The 19,329-nt window shown below is 68.3% G+C and carries 13 protein-coding genes and 1 riboswitch; of the genes, 4 read left to right on the top strand and 9 right to left on the bottom strand.

Annotated features, from left to right (window positions below; translation table 11 throughout):
- Nucleotides 1–107: 107 nt before the first annotated feature.
- A protein-coding gene (prfB, locus tag B9N97_RS15315) for a peptide chain release factor 2 (protein ID WP_143266723.1) occupies nt 108–1,239 on the bottom strand; the annotation gives its coding sequence in 2 pieces (ribosomal slippage) (nt 108–1,169 and nt 1,171–1,239; 1,131 coding nt in all).
- Between the two features lie 359 nt (nt 1,240–1,598).
- On the opposite strand from prfB, the gene B9N97_RS15310 reads away from it, so the two are divergent.
- On the top strand, nt 1,599–3,035 hold the full coding sequence (locus tag B9N97_RS15310) for an MBOAT family O-acyltransferase (protein WP_085088039.1): 1,437 nt from the start codon (nt 1,599–1,601) through the stop codon (nt 3,033–3,035).
- Between the two features lie 19 nt (nt 3,036–3,054).
- Nucleotides 3,055–4,110 carry an SGNH/GDSL hydrolase family protein gene (locus B9N97_RS15305; RefSeq protein WP_085088036.1) on the top strand — a complete coding sequence of 352 codons (1,056 nt, stop codon included), beginning with the start codon at nt 3,055–3,057 and terminating at the stop codon, nt 4,108–4,110.
- A gap of 71 nt (nt 4,111–4,181) precedes the next feature.
- On the opposite strand, the gene B9N97_RS15300 is transcribed toward B9N97_RS15305, so the two are convergent.
- Together B9N97_RS15300 and B9N97_RS15295 are read right to left on the bottom strand one after the other, a co-directional pair.
- Nucleotides 4,182–6,719, bottom strand: a complete 2,538-nt coding sequence (locus B9N97_RS15300) for a penicillin-binding protein 1A (protein ID WP_085088034.1) — start codon at nt 6,717–6,719, stop codon at nt 4,182–4,184.
- Nucleotides 6,720–6,945: 226 nt separating this feature from the next.
- Nucleotides 6,946–8,433: an N-acetylmuramoyl-L-alanine amidase gene (locus tag B9N97_RS15295; protein WP_085088032.1), complete on the bottom strand. Its 1,488-nt coding sequence runs from the start codon at nt 8,431–8,433 to the stop codon at nt 6,946–6,948.
- A 688-nt stretch (nt 8,434–9,121) separates the two neighbouring features.
- On the opposite strand from B9N97_RS15295, the gene B9N97_RS15290 reads away from it, so the two are divergent.
- Complete coding sequence (locus B9N97_RS15290; RefSeq protein ID WP_085088029.1) at nt 9,122–12,139, top strand: Rne/Rng family ribonuclease; 3,018 nt, start codon at nt 9,122–9,124, stop codon at nt 12,137–12,139.
- 102 nt (nt 12,140–12,241) lie between these two features.
- Complete coding sequence (greB, locus tag B9N97_RS15285) at nt 12,242–12,793, top strand: transcription elongation factor GreB (protein ID WP_085088026.1); 552 nt, start codon at nt 12,242–12,244, stop codon at nt 12,791–12,793.
- A gap of 167 nt (nt 12,794–12,960) precedes the next feature.
- On the opposite strand, the gene thiC is transcribed toward greB, so the two are convergent.
- The 6 genes from thiC to yihA form a co-directional block, all read right to left on the bottom strand.
- Nucleotides 12,961–14,688 carry a phosphomethylpyrimidine synthase ThiC gene (thiC, locus tag B9N97_RS15280; protein WP_085088023.1) on the bottom strand — a complete coding sequence of 576 codons (1,728 nt, stop codon included), beginning with the start codon at nt 14,686–14,688 and terminating at the stop codon, nt 12,961–12,963.
- A 120-nt stretch (nt 14,689–14,808) separates the two neighbouring features.
- Nucleotides 14,809–14,942, bottom strand: a riboswitch (TPP riboswitch).
- Nucleotides 14,943–15,018: 76 nt separating this feature from the next.
- On the bottom strand, nt 15,019–16,005 hold the full coding sequence (locus B9N97_RS15275) for a magnesium transporter CorA family protein (protein WP_085088021.1): 987 nt from the start codon (nt 16,003–16,005) through the stop codon (nt 15,019–15,021).
- 31 nt (nt 16,006–16,036) lie between these two features.
- Nucleotides 16,037–16,324: a hypothetical protein gene (locus tag B9N97_RS15270; RefSeq protein WP_085088018.1), complete on the bottom strand. Its 288-nt coding sequence runs from the start codon at nt 16,322–16,324 to the stop codon at nt 16,037–16,039.
- A gap of 19 nt (nt 16,325–16,343) precedes the next feature.
- The gene (gene argB / locus B9N97_RS15265) at nt 16,344–17,243 is read right to left on the bottom strand and encodes an acetylglutamate kinase (RefSeq protein ID WP_085088015.1); all 900 of its coding nucleotides are present in this window, start codon (nt 17,241–17,243) and stop codon (nt 16,344–16,346) included.
- A gap of 75 nt (nt 17,244–17,318) precedes the next feature.
- A complete protein-coding gene (locus tag B9N97_RS15260) occupies nt 17,319–18,614 on the bottom strand; it encodes a cation:proton antiporter domain-containing protein (RefSeq protein ID WP_085088013.1) in 1,296 nt (431 codons plus the stop codon).
- A 13-nt stretch (nt 18,615–18,627) separates the two neighbouring features.
- Nucleotides 18,628–19,311: a ribosome biogenesis GTP-binding protein YihA/YsxC gene (gene yihA, locus B9N97_RS15255; protein WP_208621224.1), complete on the bottom strand. Its 684-nt coding sequence runs from the start codon at nt 19,309–19,311 to the stop codon at nt 18,628–18,630.
- Nucleotides 19,312–19,329 lie beyond the last annotated feature (18 nt).

Raw genomic sequence — 19,329 nt, 5'->3', positions numbered from 1 at the left:
TTGTGTCGGCTGCCTGTTGAAACAGCCGAGCTTCGCCTTCCATTCCAAAAATGCGCAGAATCGAAAAGGGCGGCCGCAAGCGACCGCCCTTCGCCATGTCCGACCCGTCAGCCGCCGGCGGCGTGCGCGTCGTCGCTCTGCCCCTTGATCCGGGAGGCGAGCGCCGCCTCCAGGAAGGGGTCAAGTGCACCGTCCAGCACCGCCTGGCTCTGCGAGGTCTCCACCTCCGTCCGCAGATCCTTCACCATCTGGTAGGGGTGCAGGACATAGGAACGAATCTGGTGGCCCCAGCCGATGTCGGTCTTGGTGGCTTCCAGCGCGGCGGCGGCATCCTCGCGGATCTTCAGCTCGCGTTCGTACAGGCGGGCGCGCAGCATGTCCCACGCCTTGGCGCGGTTCTTGTGCTGCGACCGCTCCTGCTGGCAGCTCACCACGATGTTCGTCGGGATGTGCGTGATGCGCACCGCCGAGTCGGTCTTGTTGATGTGCTGGCCGCCGGCGCCCGACGCCCGGTAGGTGTCGATGCGGCAATCCTTCTCGTTGATCTCGATGTCGATCTTGTCGTCGATCACCGGGGAAATCGAGACGGCGGCGAAGCTGGTCTGGCGCCGCGCCTGGCTGTCGAACGGGCTGATGCGCACCAGACGGTGCACGCCGGCCTCGGTCTTCAGCCAGCCATAGGCGTTGTGGCCCTTGATCTGCACGGTGGCCGACTTGATGCCGGCCTCTTCACCCGGCGTCTCGTCCAACCATTCCGTCTTGTAGCCGTGCTGCTCCGCCCAGCGGGTGTACATGCGCATCAGCATCAGCGCCCAGTCCTGGGCCTCCGTGCCGCCGGCGCCGGCATTCACCTCGACGAAGCAGTCGTTGGCATCGGCCTCGCCCGACAGCAGGCTTTCGATCTGCAGCTTGTTGGCGCGGTCGCGCAGGCTGTAGAGCTGGGCCTCGGCATCGGCGACGACGGTGGCGTCCCCTTCCGCCTCGCCCATCTCGATCAGTTCCAGGCTGTCGGACAGGTCGCGCTCCAGCGCGCGATAGCCGGAGACGGAAGCGTCCAGCTGGGTGCGCTCGCGCATGATGGTCTGGGCCCGCGTCGGGTCGTCCCAAAGCTTGGGATCCTCCGCGAGGTTGTTCAGTTCGTCGAGACGCCGCAGTGCATTGTCCCAGTCAAAGATGCCTCCTCAGCAGCGCCAGCGATTCTCTGATCTCGCCGGCGGCCGCTTCGATCTCGGCCCGCATGGCGGTGCCTCCTCGTCAGCCAGAGTTGAAAGGTTCGTCGGCTGCATATGTAGCCGCTCGTTCCCCGGCTTGCACCCCCTTAATGACCGCAAGCGGGCCGGCCGGGAGCCCGAAATGGGACGGCTTGCCACTTTCGTGTATGGCCCAGCTCCGGCTTGGAGGTCCTAACCGTTTGGGATCATCGGCCCGGCTCATTTCAGAGTACGTCCCAAATCCGGCCGCACAACCCTACCGCGGCGACCGGGAATTCCCGGAATCGAGGTTATGGTCGGCGTCGTTCCGCGCCTTTTTGCGCGTTTCCGCGCGAGCCCTTTCTTGCGCGGATGCATGGACGCACGACCACCTCTGCCGGGGGCACGATGAGCTTTACCAGCCTGAATTTCCTGCTGTTCATCACCGTGTTCAGCGCCGGCTTCATGGCGCTGGCCCGCACCCGCGCCTTCACGCCCTTCCTGCTGGTGGCGAGCTACGTCTTCTACGGCTATTGGGACTACCGGTTCTGCGGCCTGCTGGCGCTCAGCACCTTCATCGACTTCTATTGCGGGCTGAAGATCGCCGATTCCTCCGACCGCCAGACCAGGAAGTTCTATCTGTTCCTCAGCCTTGGCACCAACCTGGGCATGCTGTTCTTCTTCAAATACTACAACTTCTTCGCCGACAGCGCCGAGGTGGCCCTCGCCTCGCTGGGGATCGAGATCGGGCGGCGGACGCTCGACATCCTGCTGCCGGTCGGCATCTCCTTCTACACCTTCCAGAATCTCAGCTATGGCATCGACCTCTACACCGGCGAGTTGAAGCAGCCGGAACGCTCGCTGGTGCGCTATGCAAGCTTCGTCGCCTTTTTCCCGCAGCTGGTGGCCGGACCCATCGTGCGGGCGCGCGACCTGCTGCCGCAGATCCAGCAGCGCCCGCGGGACATCCCGTTCGAAGAGCGCTTCGCCGGGCTGGAAAAGGTGATCTGGGGCTATTTCCTGAAGATCGGGCTGGCCGACAACGCCGCGGTGGTGGTCGACGCCCGCTTCCACCAGCCGGAGTTCTTCAACGCGCTCCAGCATGTGATCGGGCTGATCTGCTTCTCGCTGCAGATCTACGGCGACTTCGCCGGCTATTCGCTGATCGCCATCGGGCTGGCGCAGATCTTCGGCTACACCATGTGCCAGAACTTCGCCCGGCCCTATTTCGCCACCGGCATGCGCGATTTCTGGCGGCGCTGGCACATCTCGCTGTCCACCTGGTTCCGCGACTACGTCTATGTGCCGATGGGCGGCAGCCGCACGCGCTGGCTGCGCATCCGCAACGTCGTCATCACCATGCTGATCTCCGGCCTGTGGCACGGCGCCAACTGGACCTTCGTCCTTTGGGGGGCGCTGCATGGCGGGCTGATGTTGGTCGAGGACGGCGCCCGCCGGCTGGCCGCCCTCAGCCCGGTGCGGCTCAGCGGTCCGGTGCTGGCCGCCGGGCGGCTGGTGATGGTCGGACTGGTCTTCGCGGTGGTGACGCTGACCTGGCTGCCTTTCAGGGCCGACAACTTGCACACGGTCTGGACCATCCTGGGCATCATCGCCGACGGCGATTTCGGGCTTCAGCAGGGCAACCAGCAGGCCAGTTCGCTTCTGCGCGTCGCCGTCACCGGGCTGATCGTGCTGATGGTCGACGCGATGATCGAGCGCGGCGCCGGCCGCCGCTACGCGGGCATGAATGTGGTGGCGCGGTCGATGGCCTGTTCCGCCCTGATCCTGGTGATGCTGCTGTTCGGCAGCTTCGCCAACCACGCCTTCATCTACTTCCAGTTCTGACCGGACGGAGCACCCTCCCATGTATCGCCTTCTGGCTTGCATCGTGCTGATCCTCGCCACCGTCACGGCGATGGACCGCGTCCTGGCGTCGGCGCTGGGCGGTCTGCTGCTGCGCTCCAGCGACCGCTTCATGGCGATCTACCGCCCCTTCGAACCGGAAGCCGAGATGCCGGGCGTCAAGCCGCCCGCCAATCCGCCCGCGGATGAGGGGCAGCAGCCGAGTCCCCTGCTGGTGAAGGCCGCCCTGAAAGCGGAGCCGCGTCCGGTCCGCGGGCCGGCCGACGTGCTGGTGCTCGGCAACTCGCGGGCCGACAACCATTTCCCCGTGTCGGCCCTGCAGGACATGACCTGCGGCCGGGCACTCAATCTGGGCATGGGCGGGGCGCCGACCGTGCTGTCGGCCCTGCTGTGGGAGGATTATGTCGAACGCCACGGCGCGCCGCGCCTGCTTGTGCTGGAGCCGACCGGCGTGGTCGACAACCCGCACGACCTCGCAGACCTGCCGCTGCTGGCCTATTATTCGCCGCGCATCGACGCCTTCATCCGACAGGAGAACCAGGAGCTGTGGATGGCCAACCACGCCTTCCACCTGATGACCTTCAACAACAACCAGACCATGCGGCTGGTCGGCGGCCTGCTGAAACCCGCCGCCGACCGCACCCTGGTGGGCGCCATCCCCGAACCGATGAAAATCCAGCTTGCCGCCGCGCCGGAAGAGGTGATGACCGCCGACGACGCCAACTGGCAGGCACTGGACCACATCATCCGCAGCGCCCAGGCACACGGCACCCGGGTGGCGGTTGTCATCACCCCCTATTTCCCGACCTATGCCGGCAAGCTGCGGAACTTCGACGCCTTCTTCGCCGAGCTGAAGAGCCGCCTGCCCGCCGGCGTCACCGTGATCGACGCCCGCCGCGCGGTGGACAAGGACGAGCTGTTCATGGACGCCCTGCACGTCAACGAGAATGGCGTGCGCGCGATGTTCGCCGCCCTGGAACCCGCCTTGCGCCCGCTCGGGACCTGCCCGGTGGACGCGCTGGCCTCGCTGTCGGCGGCGGGAAATACGACACACTGACCGCGACGGCATCGTTCCGTAGCGGCTACGAAGAAAGGGGCGCCCGCGCTGGGCGCCCCTCTTTGTTTGGCTCAGTAGAGCCCGCCGGTTCCCAGCGTCGCCGCTGCCGGCGGGGCCGGCACGCCCGGCTGTTGCGAACCGAATCCGCCGGTGGCGTTCGGATCGCCCATCATGGCGCCGGACGCCTGCGAGGAGCCGTCCAGCACCACCTGCGGCTGGTCGGGGTTCGGCTCGGTGCCCGGCAGGAAGGCTTCCCAGATCGCGCGGTTGTCGCCCGGCTGGGCCAGCTGGCCGTTGGCCGGGTTGACGCGGACGAGGCGCAGGCCGGGCGGAACGCGGAACGGCGTCGCCGGCTTGTCCTTCAGCGCCACCTGCATGACCTCCTTGAACACCGGCACCGCGGCGGAACCGCCGGTCTCATGGCCGCCCAGCGAGCGCGGCTGGTCGAAGCCGATATAGGTGCCGACCACCAGATCGGGCGAGAAGCCCATGAACCAGGCGTCGTGGCTGTCGTTGGTGGTGCCGGTCTTGCCGGCCAGCGGCTTGCCCAGCGAGCGCAGCGCCGCCGCGGTGCCGCGCTGGACCACGCCTTCCAGGATCGAGACGATCTGGTAGGTGGTGCGCGGGTCGTTCACCTGCTCGCGGGTATCGGGCACTGCCGGCACCGCCATCCCGTCCTTCCAGGCGACGTTGTTGCAGCCCTCGCACGGGCGGTTGTCGTGGCGGAAGATGGTCTTGCCGTTGCGGTCCTGCACACGGTCGATGAAGGTCGGCACCACCCGCTTGCCGCCATTGTCCAGCATGGCGTAGGCGGTGGCGAGCCGCAGCACCGTCGTCTCGCCGGCACCCAGCGACATCGGCAGGTAGGGCTGCAGGTTGTCGACGATGCCGAACTTCTCGACCAGCGCCTTGACCTTGTCCATGCCGATCTGCTGGGCGAGCCGGACGGTCATGACGTTGCGCGACTTCTCGATGCCGACGCGCAGCGGGGTCGGGCCGTAGAACTCATGGCTGTAGTTCTCCGGCCGCCAGACCGGCTGCCCGCCGCCGGGGTCAAAGGAGAAGGGCGCGTCCATCACCAGCGACGACGGGGTGAAGCCCTGGTTCAGGGCCGTCAGATAGACGAAGGGCTTGAAGGACGAACCGGGCTGGCGCAGAGCCTGGGTGGCGCGGTTGAACACGCTCATGGCGGGGGAGAAGCCGCCGACCATCGCCAGCACGCGCCCGGTGTGCGGATCGAGCGCCACGAGGCCGCCCTGCACCTGCGGGATCTGGCGCAGGGCGTAGCTGTTGGGCGGCGGCTCCTTGGGCGCCGACTTGTCGGACTTCTTGGCCGGCTTCTCGTCCTCGTCCTTCGACGGTCCGCTCAGCGGTTCCACCAGCAGTACATCGCCCAGCTTGGCGACGTCGGACGGCTTGCGGATCGCCGGGCCGGAGACGTCGCCATCCTTGGAGGCGCGGGCCCAGCGCAGTTCGGACAGCGGGATGCGGCCGCGGCTGCCGTCGGCAAGCCCGATGTCCAGCCCGTCCGACTGGTCGTCCTTCAGCACCACCGCCATCTTCCAGCCTTCCGACCCGGCAGGCGGCGGCATGGCGGCCAGCTTCTTCGGCCAGTTGTCGAAATTCTCCATCTTGGCCACCGGGCCGCGCCAGCCATGGCGGCGGTCGTAGGCGATCAGCCCGTCGCGCAGCGCCTTGGTCGCGGTCGCCTGCAGCGTCGGGTCCATCGAGGCGCGCACCGACAGCCCGCCCTCATACAGCGCCTGCTCGCCGTAGAGCTTCACCAGCTCGCGCCGGACCTCCTCGGAGAAATACTCGGCGGTCACCACCTCCTGCTCGTCACGCTTGCGGGTGACCAGGGGGCGTCCTTGCGCGGCCTTCGCCTCCTCCGGCGTGATGTAGCCGTCCTCCGCCATGCGGCCGATCACCCAGTTGCGGCGGGCCATGGCGGCGTCGTGCTGGCGGTCCGGATTGTAGTTGGAGGGCGCCTTGGGCAGCGCGGCCAGGAAGGCGACCTCCTCGATGCTCAGCTCGTCCAGTGCCTTGTTGAAATAGTTCAGCGCCGCCGCCGCCACGCCGTAGGAGCGGTTCCCAAGGAAGATCTCGTTCAGGTAAAGCTCCAGGATGCGGTCCTTGGTGAAGGTCCGCTCGATGCGGACTGCCAGGATCGCCTCCTTGATCTTGCGGGCGAAGGAGACCTCGTTGGTCAGCAGCATGTTCTTGGCGACCTGCTGCGTGATCGTGCTGGCGCCGACCGGACGGCGGTCGCGGCCGAAATTCTCGATGTTGGTCAGGATCGCACGCAGGATGCCGATCGGATCGACGCCCTGGTGGCCGTAGAAATTCTTGTCCTCGGCCGCCATGAACGCGTTCATGACCATGCGCGGCATGGCGTCGATCGGCACGAAGATACGCCGCTCCGACGCGAATTCCGCCATCAGGCGCCCGTCGCCGGCATAGATGCGCGTGGTCACCGGCGGCTCGTAATTGGCCAGCTTGGTGTAGTCGGGCAGGTCGTGGTCGTAATGCTCGAACAGGAAGACCAGCCCCCCGGCGCCGGCAAGAGCCAGCATCACGAAGGCCATCAGCAAGGACAGAAGAAGGCGCATGACCGATCCCGCAAGAAACGACGAACGACGCGCCCGGACGCCGGTTCCGATGGATCCGGATCGCAGGTGCGCCTGACAGGGCGGCGCATCCTACACCGCCGCGGTGCGAAGTGCCGCCCCCGTTCCCGTCATGTCAGGAAAATGTGACACGCAGAGGGCGCCCGCAAGAACGCACCAGCGCAAAGGGGTATTCGGGCAGTCAGTATTCCGGCGGTCCCGCCCCGCTTCAGCTCCGCTGCGTGCCGTGCAGCCAGCGGAAATAGGCGTCGATGCTGCGGGCCAGCCCCTTGCCCAGACGCTCGCGATGGCCGGTGGAGGTCAGCAGCTTGATGTCACGCTGGTTCGACAGGTATCCCATCTCGATCAGCGCCGACGGCACGTCCGGCGCGGTCAGCACGGCGAAGCCGGCCTGCCGGTGCGGCCGGTTGGGGATCAGCGGCACGTCGCGTCCGAGATTCTGCAGCGCCAGTGTGGCGAAGCGCTTGGAATGGTTCATCGCGTCACGCTGGGCCAGATCGATCAGGATGTTGGCGACCAGCTTGTTCTCGCCCGACAGGTCGAGCCCGACCAGGGCGTCGGCCCGGTTCTCCTTGGCGGCCAGCATCTCCGCCTCGCGGTCGGACGCCTTGTCGGACAGGGTGTAGATCGACATGCCGCGCACGTCGCCGCTGCTGATGCTGTCGGCATGCAGCGAGATGAACAGGTCGGCGCCGGCCTCCCGCCCGATGGCGACGCGGTCGCGCAGGCGGATGAACACGTCGCTGTCGCGGGTCAGCTTCACCCGGTAGCGGCCGGTCGCCTCCAGCTGGCGCTTCACCTCCCTGGCGGTGGCGAGCGTGATGTCCTTCTCATAGATGCCGCCGACGCCGATGGCGCCGGGATCCTGGCCGCCATGGCCGGGGTCGAGCACGATCAGCGGCTTCTCCGCCACCGTCGGCGGCTTGTTGTCCGGCAGCGGCGGGGCTACGGGCAGCGCGGCCGGGATCAATTGGGCCGGCGGGATCGGCGGCAGCGGCGCGAAGGGCGGCGGGGCGGTGACGGCGGGTGTCGACTCGGCGGCAGCCGGCGGCGGGGACGGAACAGCCATCGCCGAGGCGACGATCGAACTCATCGTCAGCGGAGTCGTCGATCCGAATTCGCCGGCGTCACCGCGTCCGGCCGTGGCGGCGGCAAGCTGCCGGAACTCCGCCGGGGTGGTCTTCTCGAGGTCGAGCACGAGGCGCGGCTGGTGGCCGTCCCGCGCCGGGATCATATAACCCTCGCGCAGCCGGGCCGGGCCGACCGTCTCGAAGGTCAGGCGCGTGCCGCGCGGGCCACCCGCCGCATGCCGGTAGCGCGCGACCACCCCCTTGCCCTCCACCGGCAGCGAGCCGCCGGGCCAGATCAGGTCGGGCAGATCGATGATGACGCGGTAGGGATCGGCGGCCATCGACACGGTGAAGGACACCGCGTCGCTCAGCTCCAGCACGAAGCGGGTCTTGTCCGGATGGATGCCGAGCCGGGCATCGACCACCGCCGTGCGCGGCGGCGCCGACGGAAGGGCCGCGGTGGTCTGCGCCCTCGCGATGCCGGCCGTCCCGAAACCGATCAGCGCCAGCATCAGCAGCGCCGGCAGCACCGCGCCAAGAATGCGGATCGCCAGCCGATGCGACGAAACGGCGGCGGATGACCGGCAAACGGGCGCGGCGGCGGAAAGGCTGGGCGGCCGTGGCATCAAGTCTCCTCGGCGGCAATGGGGCGGCGGAAAGGCCGCGGAACGGGCAACGGACGCTCAGCTATAGCCTAGCCAATTCAACGCTCTCAACGCGGATCGTCAGGGGCTGAGTCAATTCCGGCCGGGGGTGCCGTTCCTGCAACAGTGAGCATGAGCGTGGCGGCGGACGCGTGCGGACAGGTTGCCCCGGTGGAAGCGCGCGCCGCCGCTTCCCCGCGACGAACTTGTTCGCCGAATCGGCGCATTTCCGCGTTGTGCAAGAGGGATCGCTTGTCTATGGTATCTTTGCGACAGACCGCAATTCGCCAGATTCGGGTCGGACTCCCAAGGTGAGCGCCGATTCGCTGATGCCGGGACCAACCGTCCCTGGATCAGTCGATCGCCGGTCACGGGGCCGACCAAGGGGCTGCGGCGTCGCCCCCGACACCGCCTGTCCGGCCATCCGCGCCGGAGGGACGTCGCGGGGTGGCGCGTTCGGATTGGCGGTGAGAGGACGAAACCTCGAAGCTGGCTGTGGCCGCAAGGCGGCAGCCCGGCGCGTGTCGACCGGGCCGTCCTGGCTGCTCTCGTCAGCGCCGTTCGGCGGTTCCGGTCCGTCGTGCCGTATGCTTCGCCCACAACAGACGCTGCGTCCAGGCGGCCCGACCGGTCGCGCGGGTTCCCTGGGTCGCGCCGTTGAGGACCGTATATGGCCAAGCGCATGCTGGTGGACGCCACGCACCCGGAAGAAACCCGGGTCGCCGTGGTCAATGGGAACCGGCTGGAAGAACTCGACTTCGAGATCGCCAGCCGCAAGCAGCTGAAGGGCAACATCTACCTGGCGAAGGTGACGCGGGTCGAGCCTTCGCTTCAGGCGGCCTTCGTGGAATATGGCGGGAACCGCCACGGCTTCCTCGCCTTCTCGGAAATCCATCCCGACTATTACCGCATTCCCATCGCCGACCGCGAGGCGCTGCTGGCCGAGGAGCGCCGCCTGGAAGAGCAGGCGGAAGCCCGGGCCGAGGCCGCCGCCGACGGCGCCGTGATGGGCGAGCCGATCCGCCCCGAGCAGATCGTCGAGGAATGGTCGCCGATGCCCTCCCCCATCGCGCCCGAGGCGTCCGACGAGGATGCCGGCGACGAGGACGGTGAGGACGCCGACTCCGGCGAGGAGCAGGCCGCCCCGTCCGCTGCCGCCCCCGACACGCTGGGCGGCGACGAGGACGAGGAGGCGGAGACCCAGCGCCGCCGCTCCCGTCCGCTGCGCTCCTACAAGATCCAGGAAGTGGTGAAGCGCCGGCAGGTCATGCTGGTGCAGGTGACGAAGGAAGAGCGCGGCAACAAGGGTGCGGCGCTGACCACCTACCTGTCGCTGCCCGGCCGCTACTGCGTCCTGATGCCCAACACCGGCCGCGGCGGCGGGATTTCCCGCAAGATCACCAACCCGGCCGACCGCAAGCGCCTGAAGGAAATCCTGTCGGATCTCGACATTCCGGACGGCATGGCGGTCATCCTGCGCACCGCCGGACTGGAGCGCTCCAAGCCCGAGATCAAGCGCGACCTGGAATATCTCCTGCGCCTGTGGGACGACATCCGCGAACAGACGCTGAAGTCGTCGGCGCCCTGCCTCATCTATGAAGAGGCGAACCTGATCAAGCGGTCGATCCGCGATCTCTACTCCAACGACATCGACGAGATCTGGGTCGAGGGCGAGGCCGGCTTCCGCACGGCGCGCGAGTTCATGGACATGCTGATGCCGGGCCATTCCCAGCGCGTCCAGCTGTACCGCGACAGCCAGATCCCGCTGTTCCACCGCTATCAGGTGGAAACGCAGATCGACGCCATCCACAGCCCGGTGGTGCAGCTGCGCTCCGGCGGCTACATCGTCATCAACCCGACCGAGGCGCTGGTCTCCATCGACGTCAACTCCGGCAAGTCGACCCGCGAGCGCAACATCGAGGAAACCGCCTACAAGACCAACCTGGAGGCCGCCGACGAGGTTGCGCGCCAGCTGCGTCTGCGCGATCTCGCCGGCCTGATCGTCATCGACTTCATCGACATGGAGGAGCCGCGGAACAACGCCGCCGTCGAGCGCCGCATGAAGGAGGCGATGAAGAACGACCGGGCGCGCATTCAGCTCGGCCGCATCTCCGCCTTCGGCCTGCTGGAGCTGTCGCGCCAGCGTCTGCGCCCGTCGCTGCTGGAGACCAACTTCGAGCGTTGCCCGCACTGCTCGGGCACCGGCGTCGTCCGTTCGGTCGAATCCGCCTCGCTGCACGTCCTGCGCGCCATCGAGGAAGAGGGCATCCGCAAGCGGTCGGCGGAGATCACCATCTACGTCCCGACCTCGATCGCGCTCTACATCCTCAACCAGAAGCGCGGTGAGCTGGCCAAGATCGAAGAGCGTCACGCCTTCAGCGTCATGGTCCAGGCCGACGATACGCTGATCGCCCCGGACCACCGTCTGGAGCGCAACAAGGCCCGCCTGCCCGACGAGGAAGGCCCGCTGGTCAGCGCCGACCGCGTGATGGCGGAGACCGACCGCGCGCTGGCCGCCGAGCCCGTCGAAACGGTGGAGGAGACGGAAGCCGAGGTCGAAGCCGCCCAGGTCGAAGAGACCGCCGAGCGTGCCGAGACCAACGGCGATGGCAACGGCGAGGACCGCCGCCGCCGTCGTCGGCGCCGTCGCGGCCGTGGCCGTGACCGCGAGGACGGCCGGGTCGAAGGCGACACCGCCGAGGGCGAAGGCGAGTCGGACGAAGCCGGTCAGGAGACCGAGGAAGCCGCTCTGCCGGTTGCCGCCGAGGCGATCCCCGGCGCCGCCATCTCCGAGCCCGCCGCTACCGCTACCGACATCGACTCGGCTGATGCCGAAGGCGACGAGGACGACGAGGAAGGCGAGGACGAAACCGGCGCCGACGCCGGCGAGCGCAACGGCGAAGGCCGCAAGAAGCGCCGCCGCGGCAAGCGCGGTGGTCGCCGCCGGTCGCGCCGCGAGGGTGCGGAAGGCCTGGAGGGCGGCGAGGACGCCGTCTCCGAGCAGCCCGCCGCTCCGGTCGAGGCCGCTCCGGCTCAGGCGACTCCGATCCCGGTCGAGGCGAGCGACCTCGACTGGATCCTGGCCGGCGACACCGCCCCGGCGGCTGAGGAAGCCCCGGTTCCGGTGCCCGCCACCGAGCCGCCGGTGACCGCCCCGGCCCCGGCCGAAGCCGTCGCTGCCAAGGCTCCGGCGAAGAAGGCGTCGCGCAAGCGCAAGGCCGCCGCCGAGGCTCCGGCCGAGGCTGCTCCCGTGGCCGCTCCGGCCGCCGCCGAAGCGCCGGCCAAGGGCCGCAAGCGCAAGGCCGCCGCTGTGGTCGAGGCGCCGGCCGAAGCCGCGCCGGCCAAGAAGGCGTCGCGCAAGCGCAAGGCTGCCGCCGAAGCTCCGGTGGAGGCTGTTCCCGTGGCCGCTCCGGCCGCTGCCGAAGCGCCGGCCAAGGGCCGCAAGCGCAAGGCCGCTGCCGCCGCCGAAGCCCCGGCGGAGGTCGCGACCGACAAGGCTCCGGCCAAGAAGGCGTCGCGCAAGCGCAAGGCCGCTGCCGAGGCTCCGGCGGAGGCCGCTCCGGCCGCCGCGGCGCCGGCTCCGGTGGCTCAGCCCGCTCCGGCCGCCGCTCCCGCCAACGAGCCGGCTCCCGCCGGTGACGAGGACGAGGCGAACGCCAAGCCGCGCCGCGGCTGGTGGAAGCGGTAAGCCCAACGGCCCAACCGGGACCTCTAGAACGGGAAAAGGCGCCGCAAGGCGCCTTTTCCTTTTCCCGGACGTTATCACCCCTGCCACAGGACAGGTCGGACCATGAGCAAGGCCTTCACCCGCGAGAACGACACGCCAGACGAGGACGATCTCGACGAACCGGCACCGCTGCCGCAGGGCTTCAAGAACTACATGACCCCGCCCGGCTTCCAGCGCATGCAGGAGGAACTGCGCCACCTGTTGCGGGTGGAGCGGCCGAAGGTGGTGGAGGTGGTGTCCTGGGCCGCCGGCAACGGCGACCGGTCGGAGAATGGCGACTATCTCTATGGCAAGAAGCGCCTGCGCGAGATCGACCGCCGCATCCGTTTCCTGAACAAGCGGCTGGAATCGGCGGTGGTGGTCAATCCGCAGGACCAGAAGAACCGCCAACAGATCTTCTTCGGCGCCACCGTGACCTATGCCCGCGAGGACGGGTCGGAGAACACCATCACCATCGTCGGCGCCGACGAGGTCGATCCCGACCGCGGCCATGTCAGCTGGATCTCCCCCATCGCCCGCGCCCTGCTGAAGGCACGAGAGGGCGATCTGGTCGACGTGCGCACGCCGGCGGGGATGGAGCAGGTCGAGGTGCTGGAGATCAGGTACGCGGGGTGAGGGGTGGTTGTGGCGCGGTGCCCCCTCCCCATCCCTCCCCCGCCCTCGGCCGGCCGAAGGCCGGTCCGATCGCGGGAGAGGGGGCAGGAGCTTTGCTAGAGTTCGGCGGAGTTCCCTCTCCCGCGAGAGCGGGGGAGGGTTAGGGAGGGGGCATCACTGCCGAAACCTCACTCCGCCGCGGGCTGGTAGATCTCCCCGCCCGACTCACGGAATTTCTGCGACATCTCGGCCATGCCGGACTCCGCGGCATCGCGGATTTCCTGCGTGATCTTCATCGAACAGAATTTCGGCCCGCACATCGAACAGAAATGCGCGGTCTTGGCGCCTTCCGCCGGCAGGGTCTCGTCGTGGTAGGCCATCGCCGTGTCGGGGTCGAGCGACAGGGCGAACTGGTCGCGCCAGCGGAAGGAGAAGCGGGCACGCGACATGGCGTCGTCGCGCAACCGGGCAGCCGGGTGCCCCTTGGCGAGGTCGGCGGCATGGGCGGCGATCTTGTAGGCGATGACGCCGGCCTTCACGTCGTCGCGGTCGGGCAGGCCCAGATGTTCCTTCGGCGTGACGTAGCAGAGCATCGCCGTGCCGAACCAGCCGATCATCGCCGCACCGATGGCGCTGGTGATGTGGTCGTAACCCGGCGCGATGTCGGTCACCAACGGCCCGAGCGTGTAGAAGGGCGCCTCGCCGCACAGCGCCAGCTGCTTCTCTACATTGTGCTTGATCTTGTGCATCGGCACATGGCCCGGCCCCTCGATCATCACCTGCACGTCGCGCGCCCAGGCGATCTTGGTCAGCTCGCCCAGGGTTTCCAGTTCGGCAAACTGCGCGGCGTCGTTGGCGTCGGCCTGGCTGCCCGGCCGCAGGCCGTCGCCCATCGACAGCGCCACGTCATAGGCGCGGCAAATCTCGACGATGTCGGCGAAATGGTCGTAGAGGAAATTCTCGCGATGATGCGCCAGGCACCATTTGGCGATGATCGAGCCGCCACGCGAGACGATGCCGGTCACCCGCTTGGCGGTCAGCGGGATGTGGGCCAGCCGCAGGCCGGCATGGATGGTGAAGTAGTCGACGCCCTGCTCCGCCTGCTCGATCAGCGTGTCGCGGAACAGCTCCCAGGTCAGGTCCTCGGCCTTGCCCTTCACCTTCTCCAGCGCCTGATAGATCGGCACGGTGCCGATCGGAACCGGGGAGTTGCGCAGGATCCACTCGCGGGTCTGGTGGATGTCGGCGCCGGTGGACAGGTCCATCACGGTGTCGGCCCCCCAGCGGATCGACCAGACCATCTTCTCCACCTCCTCCTCGATCGAGGAGGTCACGGCGGAGTTGCCGATGTTGGCGTTGATCTTGGTCAGGAAGTTGCGGCCGATGATCATCGGCTCCGACTCGGGATGGTTGACGTTGGACGGGATGATCGCCCGCCCGCGCGCCACCTCGTCACGGACGAATTCTGGTGTGATGAAGTCGGGGATCTCGGCACCGAAATCCTCGCCGTCGCGGGCCGCCTCCAGCGCCGCGGCACGGCCGAGATTCTCGCGGACGGCGATGTATTCCATCTCCGCGGTGACGATGCCGGCCCGCGCGTAGGCCATCTGGGTCACCGCGCCGCCGCCCTTGGCGCGCAGCACGCCGCTGTCGGTGGTCTCTACATCGCCACGGGCGAGGATCCAGTCGCGGCGGTGCTTGGCCAAGCCGGCCCGCACGTCGATGGCAACCGACTCGTCGGTGTAGGGGCCGGAGGCGTCATAGACGGTCAGCGGCGGCTCGCCGCCCGACAGCGCGATCTCGCGCATGGCGACGCGCAGATCGGGAAAGCGCGTGCCGGGCACATGGATTTTCCGCGACGACGGCAGCGGGCCGGTCGAAATGCGGATGGCGTTCTCGTTGAAGTCCTTGGGCATTGGGTTTCTCCGTCGGAGTTGGGCGGACAAACCCGGGACTGCGGACGGAGGTGCGGTATCTTCGTGCGGGCCATGCGCCCCAAAGATGTGGGGCCGATACGGCCGGACGGGGCGTGGCCGGCCCGTCACGAGGTCCCTCCCTTCGCCGGTATGACCCGGATCAGGTTCGAAGGGTCACCACGCTGCCGGCGACGCTTGGCGCCGTCCGGCCGTTGGTATCTCAGCCCCCTGTCGGGACCCCCCTGGAATGCGCCCATCCTGCCGACGGAAGACGCGGCTGTCAAAAGGAAAGCGCCGCGGACGATCCGCCTGCCCTATTGTGGAAACGCGCTACATCCAGCGTTTCGACCGCACATAGACCACCGGCAGCAACGCCGACAGCAGCATCAGCCCCAGGGCGCTGACATAGCCGAAGGGCGAATCGCTGCCGGGCATGTCGGTGAAGTTCATGCCGCCGATGCTGGCGACCAGGGTCGGCGGATAGAGCAGAACGGTCAACACCGACACGATCTTGACGATCTCGTTCTGCTCGACGTTGATCTGTCCCAACGCCGTATCCAGCGCCAACGCGACCTTGCCGGCCAGGAAACGGGCATACTGGTCGAGCCCGCGCAGGTCCTGCAGCGTGGTCTTGGCCCAGCGCCGCGTCGCCTTGCCGGAATTCCAGCCGTCGCCGCGCGCCAGGAAATCGGTCATGCGGGTGAGGCTCGCCAGACTGACCCGCGCCTTGCCGATCAGATGGCCGGCATGGCCGATGCGCTTCAGCGTCTGGGCATCGTCCAGCGTCTCGCCGCGCGAGCGCAGCTTGCGCCCGCGGAAATAGCGACGGTTCAGCGCATCCAACTCCACCCCCGTCCGCCGCAGCACGACGGAGGTGCGGTCGATCATCCCATCCACCAGCGCAGCGAGAACCAGTTCGCCCCGGGCAGCGGAGATCTCGCCATGGGTGGCGCGGCGGCGGAAGGCCAGCAGCGCCTGCGGATCGATGTCGTGGATGGTCACCAGCCGCCGCCCGGCCAGCACGAAGCTGACGGTGGCGATGCGCGGCTCGTCGGTGTCGGCCCAGACCAGTGCGGTGACGGTCATGGTCAATGCACCGCCGGCCACGCGCAGACGGCTCGATTCCTCGATCTCCGCCATCTGCTCGCGGGTGGGCAGGCCGGTGCCGATCAGCGCCTCCGCCCGCGCCAGTTCACCCGGCGTCGGGTTGATCAGGTCCAGCCACACGGCGGTCTCGGGCAGGGGCGCCGCCTCGTCCGAAGCCACCTCCCTGGCCCAGCGCAGCAGACCGCCGTCATTGACGAAGACATGCAGCAAGGCTGTGCTCCTTGCGTGGTGCCGGACAGCGTTACGTCATCCGGCCGCCGCGCCGCGGCTTCACGGGCGGCGGCGTCTTTTCCCCATCATCGAGGTCCAGCGCCGCGCCCTCGGCCTTCAGCGCCTGCTCCAGCTTGCGGCGGAAGGCGCCGCCATCCCGCTTGGCGTCGAGGAAATGGCCGACCGCCTCCTTCGCCGCGTCGCTGTCATAGGGAACCTTGCCCAACGCCGCCAGCCGGGCGCGCTCCACCAGCTTCGGGTCCATCTTTTCGCGGATGGCCTTCATCTGGCGGAGCAGGTCCTTGCGCAGGTCGCTCATCGGTCCCCCGTTTGCGGAGTCAGGCCTTGCCGATCAGGGTGCCGGCGCCGCCTTCGGTGAAGATCTCCAGCAGCAGCGCATGCGGCACGCGGCCATCCAGGATAACAGCGGCGTCGACGCCCTGCTCCACCGCGCCGATGCAGGTCTCGATCTTCGGGATCATGCCGCCCGAGGCGGTGCCGTCGGCGATGGCCTTGTGGGCATCGGCCAGCGACATCTTCTCGATCAGCTTCTTCTCCTTGTCGAGCACGCCGGCGACATCGGTCAGCAGGAAGAAGCGCGCCGCCTTCACCGCCGCCGCGACCGCACCGGCCGCCGTGTCGGCGTTGATGTTATAGGTGTCGCCGTTCACGTCGAAACCGACCGGCGCGATCACCGGGATGATGTCCGACTTGGCGAGGGCCTGCAGGATCTCCGGGTTCACCTTGTAAGGCTCGCCGACGAAGCCCAGGTCCAGCACCCGCTCGATGTTGCTGTCAGGGTCGCGCTGCACGCGCTCGAGCCGGCGGGCGGTGATCAGGTTGCTGTCCTTGCCGGACAGGCCGACGGCCCGGCCGCCGGCGCTGTTGATGGCGGCGACGATCTGCTTGTTGATGGAGCCGGCCAGCACCATCTCGACCACCTCGACCGTCTCCTTGTCGGTGACGCGCAGGCCGTCGATGAAGCTGGACTTGATCTTCAGACGCTCCAGCATCTGGCCGATCTGCGGCCCGCCGCCGTGGACGACCACCGGGTTGATGCCAACCTGCTTCAGCAGGACGATGTCGCGCGCGAACAGCTCCGCCAGGCCGGCGTCGCCCATGGCATGGCCGCCGTACTTGATGACGAAGGTGCTCCCGGCATAACGGCGCATGTAGGGCAGCGCTTCGGACAGGGTACGGGCCTTGGCGAGCCACTCGTCACGGGTGGGAGTCTGCACGGGAGGATGCCCTTTGTCGGGGTGGACGGTTGGGCTTCTTTAACGGAAAGGCCGGCCGGTTGCCTAGGGGGCAATTTAACGGTCACATACCCGGCGGCGCCGGCCACCCGCCGTCGCAATCGCCGCACTGCCTGGCGAACGCCACACTCCGGCCAGCCGGGTCATCGGCTGAGTCAGCGCGGTGACTGTCACCGCCATCAGCACCATCGCCGAGAAACAGGGACCGGACAGCACGCCGGCTTCCAGGAGGACGGTCAGCACGATGACCTCCATCAGCCCCTTGCACGGCATCAGGGTGCCGAGGCGGAGCGCGTCGGGCCAGGACTCCCCGGTCCAGCGGGCAGGCAGCGTGGTGCCGGCCATCTTGCCGGTGAGCGTCGCGAGACTGGCAAGCGCGAACACCGTCCATTGCGCCGGGTCGTCCAGCGTCAGATTCACCTTCAGCCCGGTCAGCGTGAAGAAGAAGGGCAGCAGGATCAGCGTGGCGAAATGCTCCAGCCGGTCGAGGATCGCCGCCGCATAGCGGCGCGGCATGGCGCTGCCGGCGATGAAGGCGCCGAGGATGTAGTGCAGCCCGATCAGTTCGGTCACCGCGGCCGAGGCCAGCAGAGCGGCACAGGTAACCACCACCGCGGTATCGCCCATCCGCCCGTCCGGCGCCACCCGCTCCAGCAGGCGGTCGAGCAGCGGACGCACGACAAGGACCGTCGCCCCGACATAGGCGAACCCGAGCAGCCCCACCCGGGCCACCGCCCAGACATCGCCACCGTCCGCCATGGACCATGCCAGGACCGCAGTGATCAGCAGCCACAGCAGCGCGTCGTTCACTGCGGCATAGCCCAGCGCCAGACGCCCGACCCGGTCGCCCAGCAAATCCATTTCGCGCAGGATGGCGCCCAGCACCGGCAGGGCGGTGACGCCGACGCAGATGCCGAAGCCGGCGGCGAACAGACCGGGAGTGGCGTGCGTTCCGGTCATCTCAGGAAAGGCGCCGGCCAGCCACCAACCTAAGGCTCCGCCCAGCAGGGTCGGCACCAGCATGCTGGACAGCGCCACGGTGGCGAAGGCCCCGCCCCGGCCGCGGAACTCGGCGGGGTCGAGGTGCAGGCCGGTGAGAAAGGCGAAGAAAACGACGGCCATCAGGGCCAGACCGGACAGCGGCGCCAGTGCGGCGGGCGCGAAAAGCACGCCCCACAAATCCGGCACCAGCCGGCCGAGCAGCGACGGCCCCAGCGCCACCCCGAACAGGATCTGGATGACCACCATCGGGGCGATGTGACGGCCGCCGCCGAGCCGCCACAGCAGGAACGGCCCCGCGATCAGCAGCAGGGCCTGCATCAGGAACAGCAGCGCGGGAGAGATGCCACCCATCGCCGCCGGCCTTTTATTCGGCGGCCAGGGCCAGTGCGGCGAGGCTGGCGCGCAGTTCGGCGATGCCGGTGCCCTTTTCCGAACTGGTAACGTGGATATCCGGGAAGGCGGCCGGGTGCTTCTTCAGCCCCGCCTGGGTGTCGCGGCGCACCTTGTCCAGTTCCGCCGGCTTCACCTTGTCAGCCTTGGTCAGCACGACGACATAGGGCACCGCCGTGCGGTCCAGCATCTCCATGATCTCGTGGTCGTTCGGCTTCAGCCCATGGCGCGAGTCGATCAGCACCAGTGCCCGGCGCAGCGTGACGCGGCCGCGCAGGAAGCGGCGGACCATGTCGTTCCACGCCTCCACCTTCTCCTTCGACTCCTTGGCATAGCCGTAGCCGGGCATGTCCACCAGCTTCAGCCGGTTGCCGAGGTTGAAGAAGTTGAGCTGCTGCGTGCGGCCCGGCGTGTTGGAGGTGCGGGCCAGCGTCTTGCGCCCGGTCAGCGCGTTGACGAGGCTCGACTTACCGACGTTCGACCGTCCGGCGAAGGCGACCTCCGGCAGGTCGGCCTCCGGCAGTTGGTTCAGCGCGTTGGCGCCCCAGACGAAGTCGCACTCCTTGGCGAACAGCAGCCGCCCGGCCTCCAGCGCGGCCTCGTCGAAGCCGGAAACGATGCTGGGGGTGTTGGGGGTCGGCGTGTCAGGGGTGGTCATGGCGGGCGCTCTCATTGG

Origin of the sequence: Azospirillum oryzae, from assembly GCF_900177515.1 — a bacterium.
Lineage (GTDB): Bacteria > Pseudomonadota > Alphaproteobacteria > Azospirillales > Azospirillaceae > Azospirillum > Azospirillum oryzae_A.
This window is presented reverse-complemented; position numbering and strand designations above follow the sequence as displayed.